Origin of the sequence: Anaeromyxobacter terrae (assembly GCF_022690685.1) — a bacterium.
Taxonomy (GTDB): domain Bacteria; phylum Myxococcota; class Myxococcia; order Myxococcales; family Anaeromyxobacteraceae; genus Anaeromyxobacter; species Anaeromyxobacter terrae.
The window spans coordinates 16,304-32,498 of record NZ_JALCYY010000055.1; the positions used below are offsets into that span (position 1 = coordinate 16,304).

Consider the following 16,195-nt stretch of genomic DNA (forward strand, 5'->3'; position numbering starts at 1 on the left):
GCCGTCATGGCGCCGCGGAGCGGGGTTTGCTGGCGCCGCCCGGGTTCGCTCGATTAGACCCGGGTGACGGGGAGGCGGGCGGTGGCTCGCGGAGAGGCCCGGAGATCTTCATGGCGGAGCTCGTCACCGAGTACATGGGGCTCGCGCTGCCCAGTCCGCTCGTACTCGCGAGCTGCGCGCTCTCGAACCGCATCGAGAACCTCCAGGCTGCCGAGGGGCACGGCGCCGGGGCGGTGGTGCTCCGCTCGCTCTTCGAGGAGCAGCTCGAGTCGGCCACGAGCGCGCTCGAGGAGGAGCTCCTGGGCGGCGCCGAGTCGAACCCCGAGGCGCGCACCTACTTCCCGCCGCAGCGGGTCGGCCCCCACGATTACATGTCGCTCGTCGAGCGCGCGAAGCGGGCGCTCGAGATCCCGGTCATCGCGAGCCTCAACTGCGCGGCGCCCGGGAGCTGGACGGAGTACGCGCGCGACATCGAGCAGGCCGGCGCGGACGCGCTGGAGGTGAACCTCTACGCCGTGGAGGCGGACCCGGCGGTGTCCGCGGGGGAGGTAGAGGCGCGCTACCTCGAGATCGTCGCCGCCGTGCGGCAGGTGGTGCGCATCCCGATCGCGGTGAAGCTCTCGCCGTACTTCACCTCGCTCGCGAACTTCGCCTCCCGGCTCGACGGGCTCGGCGTGGACGGAATCGTCCTCTTCAACCGCTTCCTGCAGCCCGACATCTCTCTCGAGCGCATGGCGGCGGCGCCGACGATGACGCCTTCCGCTCCGGCGGAGGCGCTCCTGCCGCTGCGCTGGATCGCCCTCCTGCACGGACGCGTGCGCGCGCACCTCGCCGCGACCACCGGGGTGTACGACGCCCCCGGCGTGCTGAAGCAGATCCTGGCCGGCGCGCAGGTCGTGCAGCTCGCCTCCGCGCTCATGAAGAACGGGATCCCGCACCTCGGCAAGGTGCTCGCGGGGATCGAGGACTGGCTGGACCGCCGCGGCATCTCGACGCTGGACGAGCTCCGCGGGTCGCTGTCCCAGCGCGAGGTGAGCGATCCCGTGGCGTTCGAGCGCGCACAGTACGTGCACCTCATCCTGTCACAGAACATCTGACGCACGACGGGCCCCCCGTGGCAGCATGTCGGGTGATGGCCCCTCCCTCTACCAGGCAGCCCCGTGCGCCGGCCGCCCTCGCCCGGGCGTTCGCCTGCGCTGGGGCGGGCCTCGCCGACGCCGCCCTCCGCGAGCGGAACCTCCGCATCCACCTCGGCCTCGGCGTCCTGGCGGCGTGCGGCGCGGCCGTCCTCGACCTCACCCCGGCGGAGCGCGGGCTCGTCCTCGCCTGCGCGGGGGCCGTCGTCGCCGCCGAGGCGCTGAACTCGGCCGTCGAGACGATCGTCGACGTGGTCCTGCCCGGCCCGGATCCGCGCGCCCGCTTCGCGAAGGACGCCGCCGCCGGCGCCGTGCTCGCCCTCGCCCTCGCCAGCGTCGCGGTGGCGGTGGCGATCCTCGCCCCCCGGGCCGCCGCGCTCGCCGCAAGCGCGCGGGCGCTCGCGCCGTCGGCGGCGGGGGCGGCGCTCGCGGCGCTCGCCGCCTGGCGTCTCCCCGCGCCGGTCGAGCGGCGCGGGATCGCGCGGCTCGCGCTCGCCCTCGGGGGCGGGCTCGGGCTGGGAATCGTCGCATCCGCCGCGGAGAGCGGAGTGGCGCTCGCCGTCGCGGCCCTGCTCCTCGCGCTCGGGGCCGCCGCGGCCGCGCGGCGCGCCGCGGGGGAAGGCCCTCCCGTACACCGGAGGTGAAGTGCCTACCCCTCCGGCAGCGGGTCGCCGGGGTGCTCGGGGATCTGCAGGCGCGAGGCCTCCCGCGAGCGCTCCTCGTCGTGGCCGTGGACGCGCTCCGCCTCGCGCTCGTCCTGATCCGGCGTCCAGGTCGTCCCCGCGCCCTCCGGAGACAGCCCCTCCAGCGGCCGTTCCCCGTGCCGGCTCTCCACGTCGAGGTCCTTCTTCTCGTTCTCGCGCCGGCGCGCGAGCTCGCGATCGAACATCGGATCCTTGCGCTCGGCCATCGCACCCTCCTGCCCGATCCTCACGCTGGCCACCCACCGGGGGCGATGCAATCCCACGTCGCTCCGATAGGTTCCCCGCACCGATTCCGCTCGCCCGGCGCCCGCACTCCGCGGGCCGGATCTCGAGCCTCCCCCACGCCTCGAAGGCGAGGAGACACACCATGGCGAACCTCAAGGGCAGCAAGACCGAGCAGAATTTCAAGGACGCCTTCGCGGGCGAGTCCCAGGCGAACCGGCGCTACCTGTACTTCGCGAAGATCGCCGACGTGGAGGGCTACCCCGAGGTCGCCATGAACTTCCGCGAGACCGCGGAGGGCGAGACCGGCCACGCGCACGGACACCTCGACTTCCTGAAGGCGGTCGGCGATCCCGCCACCGGGCTGCCCATGGGCGACACGGCGACGAACCTCAAGGCGGCCATCGCGGGCGAGACGCACGAGTACACGGACATGTACCCGGGCTTCGCCAAGACCGCGCGCGACGAGGGCTTCGCCGAGGCGGCGGACTGGTTCGAGACGCTCGCGAAGGCCGAGAAGTCGCACGCCGGCCGCTTCGACAAGATGCTGAAGAGCATCAGCTAGCGCCTCGCACGGCTCGGCGACGACCCGGCGCGCCCCCGTCGAGGGCGTGCGCCGGGTCGTTTCGCGTCGGGCCGCCCCGGGAGAAACTGCCGCCATGACCACGCCCGAGCAGCCGAAGCGGATCTCGTACCAGCCGACGCCAGGGCTCTCCTACGATCCGTCCGAGGCGAGGTACTGGGACCCGGCGGCGCTCGAGGGGGAGGTGCGCCGCGCCTTCGAGATCTGTCACGGCTGCCGCATGTGCTTCAAGTACTGCGACAGCTTCCCGCGCCTGTTCACGCTCCTCGACCAGAAGTACGACGCCGACGTGCACAGGCTCGGCGCGGCGGACGTCGCGCACGTGATGGACGCGTGCTTCCAGTGCAAGCTGTGCGAGGTGCAGTGCCCCTACACGCCGCGCGACCGGCACGAGTTCCAGCTCGACTTCCCCGCGCTGGTCCACCGCTACCGCGGCGTCCACCAGCGGGGCAAGCCGCGCACGCTCCGCCAGCGCGTGCTGAACGATCCGGACGGCGCCGGGCGCCTGGCGCGCCTCTCCCTCGGCGCGGCGAACGTCGCCAACCGCTCCCGGCCGCTGCGCGTGCTCATGGAGAAGGCGGTCGGGATCCACCGCGACAAGAAGCTCCCCGACTTCGCCGCCCAGCCCTTCGACCGCTGGGCCGAGCGGAACGGCTACGTGAAGCCGGAGCCAGGCGGCGAGGCGGTGCTGTTCCAGACCTGCTTCGTGCAGCACAACGAGCCGGAGATCGGCAAGGACGCGCTCTTCGTGCTCGGGCGCTGCGGCGTGGACGTGCGGGTGGTGAAGGGGCTCGTCTGCTGCGGGATGCCCGCGTGGGAGCACGGCGATCTCGAGGCGCTCCGGCGCCAGGCCCACCACGATCTCGAGCTGCTCATGCCGTACGTCGAGCGGGGCGCGAAGGTGCTCGTGGTGAATCCGACCTGCTCGATGATGATGCGCCGCGAGTGGCCCCACCTGCTCGACGGCGCCGACCGCGAGCGCGCGCAGAGGCTCGCGCCGGCGGTCATGGACGTCTCCGAGTACCTCTGGTCGATCCGCGACGAGGAGCGCTTCTCGACGGCGTTCCGATCGGCGCCCCCGGGCGGCAAGGTCGCCTACCACGCGCCGTGCCACCTGCGCGCGCAGGCGGTCGGGTTCAAGGGCCGCGACCTGCTCCGCAAGATCCCCGGCGTCACGGTGGCCGCGACGGTCATGGAGTGCTGCGGGCACGACGGCACGTTCGCGTTGACGGTCGAGGGGTTCGAGCCGTCGCAGCGGATCGGCAGGAAGGCGTTCGACGGCATGAAGGCCGCCGACGCCACGACCTGGGCGACGGATTGCCCCCTCGCGGCGCTGCAGTTCGAGCAGCACGCGGGGAAGAAGCCGCTCCACCCGCTGTCGCTGCTCGCGCGCGCCTACCGCGAGGACGGCTTCGGCGAGGGCGGCGCGGGAGGCACGCGATGAGGCCGGTGCGGCGCGAGGAGCTCCTCGATCTCTCCACCTACGAGCGCTCGCGGGCGGAGCTCCGCCCGGGGGTGCTCGAGGCCAAGCGGCGCCGGCGCGTGCACGTCGGGGCGCTCACGTTCCTCTTCGAGAACGCCGCCACCGTCCGTTACCAGGTGCAGGAGATGATCCGGGCCGAGCGCATGACGCGCGAGGAGGACATCCGGCACGAGCTCGAGACCTACAACGAGCTGCTGGGCGGCAAGGGCGAGCTCGGCGTGTCCCTGCTCATCGAGATCCCCGACCCCGCCGAGCGCGACCGCAGGCTTCGCGAATGGCTCGAGCTCCCGCGGCACCTCTACCTGAGGCTCGCCGACGGCCGGAAGATCCGCCCCCGCTTCGATCCGCGCCAGGTCGGCGAGGACCGGCTCTCCTCCGTGCAGTACCTCAGGTTCGACGTCGGGGGGGAGGCGCCCGTCGCGGCGGGCGCGGACCTGCCGGGCCTCACGGTCGAGACGGCGCTCGAGGCGGAGCAGCGCGAGGCCCTGCGCGCGGACCTCGCCGCGGATTCCTGACCCGGGCCCGCCGGGGCGTTGCCGAGGCGCAGCTCCCCGGCTAGCTCTCCAGGGAGGCGAGCGCCCGCTCGCTCGCCCGGAGGTGGAGACCGATGCGACGCCGTCCGACCGCACCCCGCGCCCAGGCACTCGTCCTCGCCCTCCCACACCCCGCCGCGCCCGCCTGGCATGAGTGGGCGGTGGCGCTCGGCGCGGTGGCGCTCCTCCTCGCGGCGCTGCTCTCGCGCTAGCGGAGATCGCGGAGCGTCTTCGCCGCGAGGCGGCGGCGCAGCACGAGGAACAGCTCGGCCGCGGAGATCGCGTCGGTGAGCGCGTCGTGGGCGCCGTAGTCCGGCAGGTGCACGCGGCGCCGCGCGGCGGCGAGGTTCAGCTCGGGCTCGATCTCGGGCGCGTCGGGATCGACGAAGCGCGCCCGGCGTGCCGCCTTGAGCAGGAGCGCCACGGTGTCGACGACGGGCGGGCCGGGCCAGCTCAGCCCGGCGCCGCGATACGCGCGCCGGAGGAAGCGGACGTCCAGCGCCGCGTTGTGCACGAGGAGCACCCCCTCGCGGAGCCGGCGATCGACCTCTTTCAGCACCGCCTCGAGCGGGGGGGCCTCGCGTACGTCGTGCGGCACGAGGTGGTGCGCGCGCATCGAGTCCGGCCGGATCCCCTCCGGCGCATCGGGGCGCACGAGCGATGCGTAGGCCTCGCCGAGCCGGATCGCGCCCGCCCGGATCGGGACCATCCCGACGGCGAGGATCGGATCGTTCCTTACCTCGAGCCCACCGGTCTCGAGGTCGAGCGCCCAGTAGGTGATGCCTTCCCAGGGCGGTGAGGGCCAGAGCACGAGCCCGTTCCTAGCATGCGCCGCGCCCGCCGTCGTGCCGCGCGGCAGGGGCGACGGCGGCCCGCCCCCTCGCCCGGCCTCCCACCGCCCTGGACCCGCGACCCCTTGGCGCAGCGGCCTTCGCGTGAGCGTCGTGTCGGCGGCGGTTGGCGAGGGCCCCCGGCGTGCGAAACGTCTCCGGTTGAACCCCCGGGGGAACACATGGCTCGCATCGCCTTCATCGTGGACGACATGTTCGAGGACTCGGAGCTCCGCGTGCCGTACGACCGGCTCCGCGAGGCCGGGCACGAGGTGGTCATCGTCGGGCTCGAGCAGGGCAGGAAGCTCGAGGGCAAGCAGAAGAAGGAGAAGGTGACCGTCGAGCGGGCCGCGAAGGACGTCCGCGCGGAGGAGTTCGCCGCGCTCGTGATCCCGGGCGGCTACTCGCCGGATCACCTCCGCACGAGCCTCGACATGGTGCGGCTCACGCGCGACATGTTCGTGGCGGGGAAGCCGGTCGCCGCCGTGTGCCACGGGCCGTGGATGCTCGTGGAGGCCGACGCCATCGACGGACGGACCGTGACCTCCTGGCCGTCGCTCAAGACCGATCTCATCAACGCCGGCGCGCGCTGGGTGGACCGGGAGGTGGTGGAGGACGGGAACCTCATCACGTCCCGCAACCCGGGCGACCTCGCCGCGTTCTCCGCCGCGATCCTCCGGCAGCTCGACCGCGCGGCCGAGGCGCGCCGCCCCGGGCCGGGCGGCGAGGCGCATGGCGAGACGCCCACCATGCACTGACCGCGGGCGCGCGGGCGTGCGATCCGCGCACCCGCGCCCTCGCCGCTCAGAACATGTCTGTTCGGTAGTGGTACGCCGCTCTCTCCTGCCAGTCCTCGATCGCGCGGAAGATGTCGCGCAGGCGGCTCCGCTCGAGGGACGAGAGATCGGCGATCGAGACGACGTTCACGGGCGGGCGGCCCTCCGCGATCATGCGGAGCTGCTCACGCAGGCGCAGCCGCAGGAGGAAGCCGTACGCCTCCGAGAGGGTCTCGAGCGTGTCCTTCGCGATGAGCCCCGCGTCGAAGGCGGCGCGCAGGCGGCCGAGCGTGTTGGAGGTGCGCGCGCCGGCCTCGAGGCCGTAGCAGCGGGCGAGGAAGACGATCGAGCTGATGCCCTTCAGCTTGAGGTCCACCTTCGAGGCGTCGCCGCGAATGCGGAGCACGAGCCCGCCGGGCGGGCGGAAGGTGAGGGCGCTCTTCGCCATGGCGGAGAGGAACGTGCGCGCGCCGGCCGCCCGGGCCGCGAGCGCGTGGAGCGCCGTCACGTCGAGCGCCCCGTACACCGGGCGGAAGTCGAAGAAGATCGACGCCTCGAGGAGCGCGGTGGGGGTGGGCTTCTCGAGCCAGCCGCGGAAGCGCTCGCGCCACTCCTCGAGCGGGCCCTGCCAGCGCGTCGCCATGTAGCCGCCCGGGCAGCGCGGGAACCCGGCCGCCTGCAGGTCCGCGATGGCGCGCTCGGCGAAGCGCTCGAAGTAAGCGCGGGCGGCGGGCGTGTCCTCGCCGTACACGAGCGCGTTGTCCTGGTCGGTGAGGAGCGTCTGCTCCATGCGACCTTCGGAGCCGAACGCGAGCCACGCGTAGGGGGTCGGGGGGGTGCCGAGATCGGCCTCGGCCATGCGGAGGATCCGGGCGAGGAGCGTGTCGTTGAGGCGCGCCACGAACCCGCCGATCACGATCGGCTCGAGCCCTCCCGCGAACAGCGCAGACGCCATCTCCGCGACGCGCGCGCCGTAGCCGGGGAGCGCGTCGCGGGTCGCGAGCCGCTCGACGCTGCGCATGACCGCCACCGGCCCGGCCGCGGTGAAGCGCAGGAGGTCGGTGGACGAGAGCACGCCGACGATCTCCTCGCCGCGCGTGACGGGCAGGTGGTGCACCCCCGAGTCGAGGAGGATGCGCCACGCCTCGTAGACCGGCGTCTCCGCCGGGACGGTGCGCAGCGGCGCGCTCGCCACCTCGACGACCGGCGTGTCCGGCCCGCGCCCCATCGCCAGCACGCGCCGCCCGAAGTCACGATCGGTCACGATGCCGGGCGGCTCCGAGTCGACGAGCGCCGACCCCACGCAGCGCTCGGCCATGAGCCGCGCCGCCTCGCCCACGGTCGCGGTCGCCGGGACGCGCACCGGCGCGCGGCCGCGCAGCAGCGTCGCGACGGGGATGCCGAGGTCGGGCTGGAAGCTCGCCACCTGCGAGCGCTCGAGGCTGTTGCGGAGGCGCTCGGCGAGCCCGGAGGCGAAGTGGCCCGCGAAGGCGGCGTGCGCGAGCAGCTTCTCGAACTCGGTCTTGGGCAGCCGGTACGCGAGCAGGTCCTCCTCGACGGTCACGTCGAGCGTCGCCTCGCCCGAGATGAGCGAGGTGAAGCCGAAGATCTCGCCCTCCTCCAGGAGCTGCACCGTCTGGCCCTCGCGCTCGAGCCGGACCGCTCCCTTGCGGATCACGTACAGGTGATGCGAGGGCTCGCCGCCGCGGGTGAGGAGCCGCGTGCCGGACGGGTGAAAGACGATCTCGATGGCGCGCGCGGCCTGGTCGAACGCCTCCTGCGGGAGCCCGTCGAACGGCGGGGTCGAGCGCACGAACGCGACCGGATCGAGAGCGACCATGTGGGCGAGGATAGCAGAGCGGCGCCGCGGCCCCCTCGCGGAACCGGTCGGCAGCGGTTCGGTTCTTGCTCCACGGCAGGCCATCCCGTCGAATGGGCGGGATACGTCCCCAAGGCGCCGGCGCACCGCGCGCGGACCGTGACCGGGACGGACGGCATCGTGGTTCCCTGACGACAGGAGTGGCTCATGCGCACCCCCCGCCTCTTCATCCTCGCCGCTGCCCTCGCCCTCGCGGGGCCTCGGCTCGCCGCCGCCGACACCGCCCCCGGCTCGGGCTGGTCCCTCACGCTCGGCGTCTGGGGCGGCGCGTCCCGCTACGACGTGCTCGGGCTGAAGCACGGCGTCGAGACGCTCGATCGGAACACCCTCGACGGGAACCTCGACACCTACGGCGCCTCCGCGCTCCTCCGGCTCGGCTGGCTCGACGTGGGCGCGCTGTACGAGGGCTCGTTCCGCCAGGCGACGGACAGCTTCGTCCTCACTCCGCTCGTCGGCTTCAAGTGGGACGTCACCGACCTCGTCCGCGTGGACGTCCTCGGTGAGCTCGGCGGACACCGGATCACGAACATCGGTACCGACGCGCAGTCGGTCTGGCTGCCCTACGTCGGCGTCCGCCCCACGCTGTCCCTGCGCCTGCCGCTCGGCCCGACGCGCCTCGTCCTCTCCGGCGCGCCGTTCGCGCGCTGGGATCTCGTGAAGAAGGACGTCGCGGTGCCGTCCTCGACCGGCGGCACCACGACGCGCTCGACCTACGAGGCCGGCGGCACGACCTTCGGCGTCGTGGGCGGGGTCGGGATCGAGCTCTGATCCGCAGAGGCCCGACTGCGGCCGTCGCGGGTCGGCGGCGGTCGCGGTCGAGCCTGGCGGTCGAGGGTCGAGGTCGAGTGGGGCCGACATCGCCGCGTCCAAGGTCACGGTGGCGCGCCGCCGGCGCGACCTCACGTCCTCGGCGGGCACGATGGACGGGGTTCACTTACTGAGATCGGTGCCGTCCGCCAGACCCCGCCGGCAACGCGGGGCCGTGCGGGCGGGGTTGGGCATGGGCGAGGGCGCTGCGGCCGACCGCGTTGCATTGCGGTCCGTGGGGCGGGCGGTGCCTACCGCGTCCAGTGCCCGCCTGCGGGCGCGAGGTTCCACCACGGAGGGCGGCGCGCTGCGGGCGGGGGTCGTGGGGAGCTCGGTCGAGGTCGGGGTCGAGGTCGGGGTCGAGGTCGAGGTCGGGGTCGGGGTCGGGGTCGGGGTCGAGGTCGGGGTCGAGGTCGGGGTCGAGGTCGGGGTCGGGGTCGAGGTCGAGGTCGAGGTCGAGGTCGAGGTCGAGGTCGGGGTCGGGGTCGAGGTCGAGGTCGGGGTCGAGGTCGAGGTCGAGGTCGAGGTCGAGGTCGAGGGTTGCGATCGCGGTGGGAGTCGCCGTCTCACCCGAGCGCCGCCACCGCGGCCTCGAGCGCGGCTTCGTCCTCCCCGCCGGTCGCGACCACCTCCGGCGCGACGGGCGGCTCGTATTCGCGGCCGGCGCCGGGGAGCTCCGGTGCCTCGCCCGCCCTGGCGCGCGCCCACAGGCCCTTCGGATCGCGCGCGGCGCAGAGCTTCGCGGGCACCGCCAGGTGGACCTCGACGAAGCGCGGCGCCAGCGCGCGTACGCGGTCGCGGAAGACGCGGCGGCTCGCGGTGGCGGCCACGATCGCGACGAGCCCGTCCTCTGCGAGCAGGAGCGCCAGGTCGCCGAGCGTCTCGTAGAACGCGGCCCGCCCGGCGGGGTCGTAGCCCGGCGCCGGATGGAGCGCGGCGCGGACGGCGTCCCCGTCGAGGAGCGCGGCGGGGCGCCCCCGCGCGGCGAGCCGCGCCCGCAGTCGTCGCGCGAAGGTGGACTTGCCCGACGAGGGGAGCCCGGTCACCCACACGACCGCGCCGCTGGCGCCGCCGTGCCTCACGGTCCGCTCTCCTGGAAGAGCGCCTCCGGCGAGTCGAGGTCGAGCCGTCCCGCGTCGAGCGCGCGCTCGGCGAGGCCGAGGAGCGCGTCGCGCGAGGAGGCGGTGAGGCGCGGGTAGAAGCGCGGCGAGGCGAGCACGAGCGCGCGCCAGGCGAGGTAGGGCGGCGCGCTCTCGAGCACCGTCGCATCGCCGCTCGCCGCGAGGTAGCGCCCCCAGAAGCGGCGCCACAACGGGCCGAGCGCGCGCCAGCCGCCGGGGTGATCGAGCGCGAAGAACGGGTAGTTCACGGCGAGCGCGACGACGTCGTCGGCGGGATCCCCCTTGCCGCCGCGGGAGGCATCGAGGAGCGTGAAGCCCGAGCCATCCTCACCCGCGCCGCGCGGGCGGAACACGATGTTGAAGGGGTGGAAGTCGCCGTGGGTGCGCGCGAGCCGCGCGGGGCGATCGCGGAGCCGCCAGCGCCAGGCGAGGCAGCGCTCCTCGATCGCGCGGAGGCGCTCGGGCGGCGCGGCGGGGACGGCGGGCGGATAGCCGTCCACCATCCCGAAGATCCCCTCGCCGTGGCCGACGAGGTCGCGCACGGCGCGTCGCCACGCGACCGGGTCGTCCAGCTTCTCCGCGTGCAGCGCCGCGAGGTAGCGCGCGAGCGCGTCCGCGCGCGCGAGGTCGAGCGGCAGCGCGGCGCTCCCGCGCGCCAGGCGCCGCAGGTCCTCCGCGTAGAGCGAGCCCTCCGCGAAGTCGGTGACGAGGTAGGGCTCCCCGGTCCCGGCGAGCGAGAGGAAGCGCCCGCCCGCGAGCGCCACCCCCACGTCGAGCGCGCGCACGTGGGCGGGGATCGCGTTGAAGAGCTCGTGCGAGAGGAGCGCGCCCTCGACGCGATCCGCCCGCCGGTCGTGCCCGAAGGCGTCGGCGCGCTGCGTCCGGAAGACGAACCGGCGTCGCGGGCCGTCGGGCAGGCGGACGGTGACGCGCAGCGGCTCGCCGTATCCGATCGCCTTCTCCGCGTCGCCACCCGCCGCGTCCGCCGCGAGCGGCTCGACGGCCTCGAGCGCCGCGCCCGGGAAGAGCGACGCCGCGAGCTCGCGCAGACCCTCCGGAATCTCCGCCATGCCCTCGCCCCCCGCTCGCGCTCATAGCGCGCGCGGGGGGCCTGGACCCCACCGCAGCGGGGGCGCGGCGGGTCGCCACGTTCGCGCGGGCGGAGGGTGCTTCCAGGGGGCGAGCGGCCCCGGGGACCGGAGCGCGCGAGCGGGCCGACGTCCGGCAGGGCAGGGGCGGAGCAGCATTTTCCCTTGGCCGGGCGAGAGGTCGGTCGTAAACACGGGCCGATGCCGCTCGCTCTCATCCCGTGGTTCGAGTTGCCGAGCCTCTCGCTCGGCCCCTTCACCATCCAATCCTTCGGCGTGCTGTCGGCGCTCGGGATCCTCGCCGCGGTGAACCTCGCCGCGCGCGGCGCCCGCGAGACCGGCAAGAACCCCCAGGTCATCCTCGACTTCGCGGTGGTCGGGGTGCTCACGGGCGTCCTCGCCGGACACTTCGTGCACCTGTTCTTCTACCACCCGGAGGAGCTCGAGGACCCCTGGCGCATCCTCAAGTTCTGGGAGGGGCTCTCGTCGATGGGCGGGCTCCTCGGCGGCGTCCTCGCCGCGGCCTTCTACTTCCGGCGCAAGAAGATCCGCTTCCACGACTATGGCGACGCGTTCGCGCTCGGCGTGGCGCCGGGCTGGGGTATCGCCCGCGTCGGCTGCTTCACCGTGCACGACCACCCGGGCATCCACAGCGACTTCTTCCTCGCGGTGCGCTTCCCGGACGGCGGCCGCCACGACCTCGGCCTCTACGAGGCCATCCTGCTGCTCTCGCTCGGTGCGGTGCTGTGGGTGTTCCACCGGCGGGGTGTCCTCCGCGGCCGGCTGCTCGGGCTCCTCGCGGTGGTGTACGGCGTCGCCCGGTTCCTGCTCGACTTCCTCCGCGCGCGCGACGTGGCGTACGCGGACGCGCGCTACCTCGGGCTCACGCCGGCGCAGTACGCGGGGATCGTGCTCGTCGCCTACGGCGCGTGGCAGCTCGCGCGCCGGCCGGGGCCGGCGAGCGAGGCAGGGCGGTTCGCGGCCGGCGCCGGCCGGTGATAGAACGGTCGCCGATGGGCGACTCGCGGGCGCGCTCGGCGCTGGTGCACGTCGGGCGGCCCGCCCCCGACCCGGCCACCGTCGCGGCCGAGGCGCGGCTCCGCTCGACGCTGGAGGAGGTGACCGCGCTCGACCTCGAGGTCGAGGCGCTCTCCGCCACGCTCGCCGACTTCGCGCGCGTCTACGAACGGGCCCTCGGGGACGCGTTCCAGGAGCTCCACGCGGCCGAGCGGCTCGTCCGCCGCATCCAGGCCCTCGAGGGCCGGCTCGCCGCGCTCGAGGGCGAGCTGCGCGCCGGCGCGGCCCCGCAGGCCGAGGCGCGGCGCTCCGCGGGGCGGCTCTCCGTCGCGGCCGCAGCGGCGCGCGCCGCGCGGACGCGGGACGGCGCGACGGCGGAGGAGGACGCGCCCGAGCGCGAAGGGGACTCCGGAGACGCGGACGCGGACGAAGCGGCCGCGCTCCTCGAGCCGGAGGCGCTCGCGCTGAAGCGCCTCCACCGGAGCCTCGCGCGCCTGCTCCACCCCGACCTCGCCCAGGACGACGGCGCGCGCGAGCGGCTCGGGGAGCTCATGGCGCGCGCGAACGCGGCGTACGAGGCGGGGGACCTCGCCACGCTCGAGCTCATGTCCGAGCGGCTCGGCGCGGGCGAGCTCGACCCGGACGTCTCGCCCGAGGAGCGGCGCGCGCACCTCGAGCGGCGGACGGCCGCGCTCGAGCGGATCCGCGCGGCGCTCGGGCGCGAGCGCGAGCGGCTCCTGCGGTGCGATACGGCGCGGTTGCTCGCGGAGTCGCGCCGGCGTGCCCAGGCGGGCGGGGACCTGATCGCGGAGACGCACGTCGATCTCGCCGACGAGGCGCGCGCGGCGTTCGCGGACGCGCTCGTGCGGCTGGGGCGGCTCGGCACGGCTGCGCGCGCGCTCGCGCGCGCGAGGACGGCGGTCATGACGAAGATCGAGAGGCGCGGGCCGACCGGTGCGCGGCGGGCGTTCGATCCGCTGGCGGAGGGCGGGCTCGTGCGGATGGGCGCGGCTCGGCTCGAGCGGCAGCGGGCCACGCCGGCGGCGCGCGACCTCGCGCGCAAGCTCGAGGAGGCGGCGCAGGCGGCGCCGGCCGAGGCGGCGCTGACCCTGCTCGCGTTCTTCGCGGAGGAGGCGGGGGGACGCCCGCCGGACGCGATCGCGCGAGGGGAGGGTTGGGCCGGGGTCTGGGAGCGCTTGCGTCCGGCGCTGCCGGACGCGCCGGAGCTCGCGCGCGTCCTCGCACGCCTGCCGCGGCACCTCGTGCTCGGCGCGCGCGCGCACGGCGACGAGGTCGTGGCGGGCGTCCAGCTCGCCGAGGCGGAGCTCCTCGCCGGCGTGCGCATCGCGCTCGAGCGCGAGCAGGTCGCGGCGCTCGCGCGCGCGGTGCTCGCGGCGCTCGGGCCGTCCGAGGCGTGCGCGGAGTGCGGCGCGAGCGGCCCGGCCCAGCACCTCCTCCGCACGCGCGGGCTCGACGAGCGCCACGGCGTCGCCTGCCCCGGCTGCGGCGCGATCCTCCGCAGCTACTGGCGCTACGGCGAGCTGGACGGACTCGAGGCGCTCGCGCCGCACGCCCTCAGGCTGGGGCTCGTCGCCGAGGTGACCGCGCAGCTCGCCGGCACGGCGATCGGGTTCCAGATGCTCCCCGCGGAGCGCGAGCGGCTCACCGCGGCGGGGCTCCTCCGCCGCTTCGCCGAGCTGTACCTCGTCCCCTACGACGTCTCACTGCCGGACGAGGCGCTGTCGGTCGGCACTCCCCGCGGCGTGCTCTCCGGGAAGATTCCGGTTCCCCCCCGCGCGAAGCTGCGCCTGGTGCTGGATCCGGCCTGCGGCACTTCGCCCGAGGGGCTGCTCGACCAGCTCCGCCACCGGATCGAGCGCCGCTTCCGGCCCTAGCGCGGCGCCATCGCGGCGCGCGGGAGCGTGCAGGGCCGAGCCCCTACCGGGCGCGCGTGCAGCCGGGCTGCGAGACAAGGTCGCGCTTACATCGATCTCCAGGGGTGGGGTCTCCCTCGCCCGGGAGGGATCATGAAGCGCTTCGCCTTCGTCATCGGTGCCCTGGTCCTCGGTGTCGCCATCGGCTCCGCCCGGCGCGCGCACGGCCCGGACACCGACCTTTGCTCCGGGTTCACGGCCGGCCGGATGCTCCAGGACCCCGAGCTCGCCCGGGAGTACTTCTCGGCCCTGCACGGCGGTGACGCGAGCGCGCGCGCGCGGCTCGAGGCGATGGTGGGCGAGCTCCGCGCGGCGCACGGCTGCGGCGGAGCCGGTGAGAGCGCGTCGCAGGAGACGCTCGGGCATCCGCCCGTCTCGCCCAGGCTCCCTCCGGGCCATCCGCCGGTGGGAGGCACGCCCGCCGTCCCCATCTTCGAGACGCAACCGGGGAGCACGCTCGAGATCTGAGCTCTCCCGGGCGGAGCGACGAACGCCTGCTCCAGTGGTTGGTTCCCCAACGGAGCCGGCGCTCCCCGCGGGGGGCGCGGTATAAAGGCGTTCGCTCCGCCCATGACCACGAATCGTTCCATCCTCCTCGTCGAGGACGACGCCGGAATCCGCGAGAGCGTGGCCGAGTGCCTCGTGTCCGAGGGCTACGACGTCGCGCCGGTCGAGAACGGCAAGGAAGCGCTCCGCTGGCTCCGCGGCGCGGCGCGGCCCAGCCTCATCGTCGTGGATCTCGTGATGCCGGTGATGAACGGCGCCCAGCTCATCGACGCGCTGCGCGATGACGCGGCGCTGCGCGACATCCCGGTCGTCCTCATGACCGCGGCGGCGTCGACACCCGCGATGCCGCTCCCTCGCGCCGACGCCTACCTCGCGAAGCCGTTCGATCTCGGCGCGCTGCTCGACACGGTCGAGCAGCACTCGGCGCCAGCGTCCAGCGCGCGATGCGCGTCCTCCTGACCGGCGCCACGGGGTTCCTCGGCGGCGCGGTGGCGCGCGAGCTCCTCGCGGGCGGGCACGCGGTGCGGGCCCTCGCGAGGGAGCGCTCCGACACCTCGGCTCTCGAGGGCCTCGCCGCGCCGCCGGAGGGCGGGCGCGCGACCGCGCTGGAGATCGCCCGGGGCGATGCGCTCGATCCGGAGGCGGTGCGGCGAGCGCTGGGCGGCTGCGACGCCGTCGTCCACACCGCCGGGCTCGCCGGCTTCCGCGCGTCGTCCGAGGCGCTCCTGGCGGCGAACGCGCGCTCGGTCGAGGTGGTGCTGGGCGCGGCGAAGGAGGCGGGGGTCGCGCGCGCGGTGCTCACCTCGTCGACCGCGGTGATCGGGGGGACGCGTGAGGCCCAGACCGCCGACGAGACGACCGCGGGCAACGCCGAGGCGCTCGGAATCCCCTACTTCGTCTCGAAGCTCCACGGCGAGCGGGCGGCGCTCGCGCTGGCCGACCGGGGGTTCCCGGTGGTGATCGTGCGCCCGGCCTACGTGCTCGGTCCCGGCGACGTCCACGGCTCGTCCGCGGCGACCGTCGTCGCGCTCGTGCGGCGGAGGATCCCCGCGTACGTGGAGGGCGGCGCGTCATTCTGCGACGTGCGCGACGTCGCGCGCGGGCACGTCGAGGCGCTCCTGCGCGGGCGGCCGGGCGACACCTACGTCCTCGGCGGCCACAACCTGCGCGTGAGCGAGATGATCGCCCGCGTCGCCGCGCTCTCGGGCGTGAAGGCCCCGCCGCGCATCCCGCTCGCCGCCGCGCTCGGCGCCGCCGCGCTGCAGGAGCTCGTCGCCCGCCTCGGCGGAGGTCGGTCCGCGATGACCCGCGAGCTCGTGCGCGCCGCGGCGCTCTACACGTTCGTGTCGAGCGCGAAGGCGGAGCGGGAGCTCGGTTACTCGATCCGGCCGTTCGACGAGATGGTGAAGGACACGCTCCGCTGGGCGATGGCGCACGGGCGGCTGCGAGCGGAGACGCCGGAGCTGAGGGCGATCGGGGAGGGGTGAGGTCGGGGTCGGGGTCGTGCCTCGACTCCGCGTCTCGGCTGACGCCGAGACGCTACGCTCGGGATGCGCGGCCTTTCGAGGGCGGGTC

At 74.9% G+C, this 16,195-nt stretch carries 18 protein-coding genes; 13 read left to right on the top strand and 5 right to left on the bottom strand.

All coding sequences use genetic code 11. The annotated features are described in order from the left end of the window. Window positions 1–110 precede the first annotated feature (110 nt). On the top strand, window positions 111–1,097 hold the full coding sequence (locus MNY62_RS19905) for a dihydroorotate dehydrogenase-like protein (protein WP_242346101.1): 987 nt from the start codon (window positions 111–113) through the stop codon (window positions 1,095–1,097). A 35-nt stretch (window positions 1,098–1,132) separates the two neighbouring features. Beyond that, window positions 1,133–1,780 (top strand): diacylglycerol kinase, encoded by a 648-nt coding sequence (locus tag MNY62_RS19910; RefSeq protein WP_242346102.1) that lies wholly within the window; start codon window positions 1,133–1,135, stop codon window positions 1,778–1,780. Between the two features lie 5 nt (window positions 1,781–1,785). Here the strand turns inward: MNY62_RS19910 and MNY62_RS19915 are convergent, their stop codons facing one another. Beyond that, the gene (locus MNY62_RS19915) at window positions 1,786–2,046 is read right to left on the bottom strand and encodes a hypothetical protein (protein ID WP_242346103.1); all 261 of its coding nucleotides are present in this window, start codon (window positions 2,044–2,046) and stop codon (window positions 1,786–1,788) included. Window positions 2,047–2,207: 161 nt separating this feature from the next. Here MNY62_RS19915 and MNY62_RS19920 point away from each other — a divergent pair, with 161 nt between their 5' ends. From MNY62_RS19920 to MNY62_RS19935, 4 genes are all read left to right on the top strand, one after another. After that, window positions 2,208–2,627 carry a rubrerythrin family protein gene (locus MNY62_RS19920; protein WP_242346104.1) on the top strand — a complete coding sequence of 140 codons (420 nt, stop codon included), beginning with the start codon at window positions 2,208–2,210 and terminating at the stop codon, window positions 2,625–2,627. Between the two features lie 94 nt (window positions 2,628–2,721). Further along, complete coding sequence (locus tag MNY62_RS19925; RefSeq protein ID WP_242346105.1) at window positions 2,722–4,089, top strand: heterodisulfide reductase-related iron-sulfur binding cluster; 1,368 nt, start codon at window positions 2,722–2,724, stop codon at window positions 4,087–4,089. Next, complete coding sequence (locus MNY62_RS19930; RefSeq protein WP_242346106.1) at window positions 4,086–4,643, top strand: DUF3501 family protein; 558 nt, start codon at window positions 4,086–4,088, stop codon at window positions 4,641–4,643. The genes MNY62_RS19925 and MNY62_RS19930 overlap by 4 nt, the downstream gene beginning before the upstream one ends. 92 nt (window positions 4,644–4,735) lie before the next feature. Then, window positions 4,736–4,873, top strand: a complete 138-nt coding sequence (locus MNY62_RS19935; protein ID WP_242346107.1) for a hypothetical protein — start codon at window positions 4,736–4,738, stop codon at window positions 4,871–4,873. Here MNY62_RS19935 and MNY62_RS19940 read toward each other — a convergent pair. Further along, on the bottom strand, window positions 4,870–5,472 hold the full coding sequence (locus MNY62_RS19940) for a 3'-5' exonuclease (protein WP_242346108.1): 603 nt from the start codon (window positions 5,470–5,472) through the stop codon (window positions 4,870–4,872). The two genes, MNY62_RS19935 and MNY62_RS19940, sit on opposite strands and share 4 nt — an antisense overlap. 201 nt (window positions 5,473–5,673) lie before the next feature. On the opposite strand from MNY62_RS19940, the gene MNY62_RS19945 reads away from it, so the two are divergent. After that, window positions 5,674–6,249, top strand: a complete 576-nt coding sequence (locus MNY62_RS19945; RefSeq protein WP_242346109.1) for a type 1 glutamine amidotransferase domain-containing protein — start codon at window positions 5,674–5,676, stop codon at window positions 6,247–6,249. A gap of 46 nt (window positions 6,250–6,295) precedes the next feature. Here the strand turns inward: MNY62_RS19945 and MNY62_RS19950 are convergent, their stop codons facing one another. After that, window positions 6,296–8,107, bottom strand: a complete 1,812-nt coding sequence (locus MNY62_RS19950; protein ID WP_242346110.1) for a DUF294 nucleotidyltransferase-like domain-containing protein — start codon at window positions 8,105–8,107, stop codon at window positions 6,296–6,298. A 186-nt stretch (window positions 8,108–8,293) separates the two neighbouring features. On the opposite strand from MNY62_RS19950, the gene MNY62_RS19955 reads away from it, so the two are divergent. Then, a complete protein-coding gene (locus tag MNY62_RS19955; protein WP_242346111.1) occupies window positions 8,294–8,914 on the top strand; it encodes a hypothetical protein in 621 nt (206 codons plus the stop codon). A gap of 605 nt (window positions 8,915–9,519) precedes the next feature. Here MNY62_RS19955 and MNY62_RS19960 read toward each other — a convergent pair. Then, window positions 9,520–10,035: an adenylyl-sulfate kinase gene (locus tag MNY62_RS19960; protein ID WP_242346112.1), complete on the bottom strand. Its 516-nt coding sequence runs from the start codon at window positions 10,033–10,035 to the stop codon at window positions 9,520–9,522. Further along, window positions 10,032–11,144: a phosphotransferase family protein gene (locus MNY62_RS19965; protein WP_242346113.1), complete on the bottom strand. Its 1,113-nt coding sequence runs from the start codon at window positions 11,142–11,144 to the stop codon at window positions 10,032–10,034. The genes MNY62_RS19960 and MNY62_RS19965 overlap by 4 nt, the downstream gene beginning before the upstream one ends. Before the next feature lie 219 nt (window positions 11,145–11,363). Here MNY62_RS19965 and MNY62_RS19970 point away from each other — a divergent pair, with 219 nt between their 5' ends. The 5 genes from MNY62_RS19970 (at window position 11,364) to MNY62_RS19990 (ending at window position 16,107) form a co-directional block, all read left to right on the top strand. Next, on the top strand, window positions 11,364–12,161 hold the full coding sequence (locus MNY62_RS19970; RefSeq protein WP_242346114.1) for a prolipoprotein diacylglyceryl transferase: 798 nt from the start codon (window positions 11,364–11,366) through the stop codon (window positions 12,159–12,161). A 14-nt stretch (window positions 12,162–12,175) separates the two neighbouring features. Beyond that, window positions 12,176–14,074 (top strand): J domain-containing protein, encoded by a 1,899-nt coding sequence (locus MNY62_RS19975; protein WP_242346115.1) that lies wholly within the window; start codon window positions 12,176–12,178, stop codon window positions 14,072–14,074. 132 nt (window positions 14,075–14,206) lie between these two features. Further along, window positions 14,207–14,581 (top strand): hypothetical protein, encoded by a 375-nt coding sequence (locus MNY62_RS19980; RefSeq protein ID WP_242346116.1) that lies wholly within the window; start codon window positions 14,207–14,209, stop codon window positions 14,579–14,581. A gap of 102 nt (window positions 14,582–14,683) precedes the next feature. Continuing rightward, window positions 14,684–15,079 carry a response regulator gene (locus MNY62_RS19985; RefSeq protein WP_242346117.1) on the top strand — a complete coding sequence of 132 codons (396 nt, stop codon included), beginning with the start codon at window positions 14,684–14,686 and terminating at the stop codon, window positions 15,077–15,079. Continuing rightward, complete coding sequence (locus MNY62_RS19990) at window positions 15,064–16,107, top strand: NAD-dependent epimerase/dehydratase family protein (RefSeq protein WP_242346118.1); 1,044 nt, start codon at window positions 15,064–15,066, stop codon at window positions 16,105–16,107. Before MNY62_RS19985 ends, MNY62_RS19990 begins: the two co-directional genes overlap by 16 nt. Window positions 16,108–16,195: the final 88 nt, after the last annotated feature.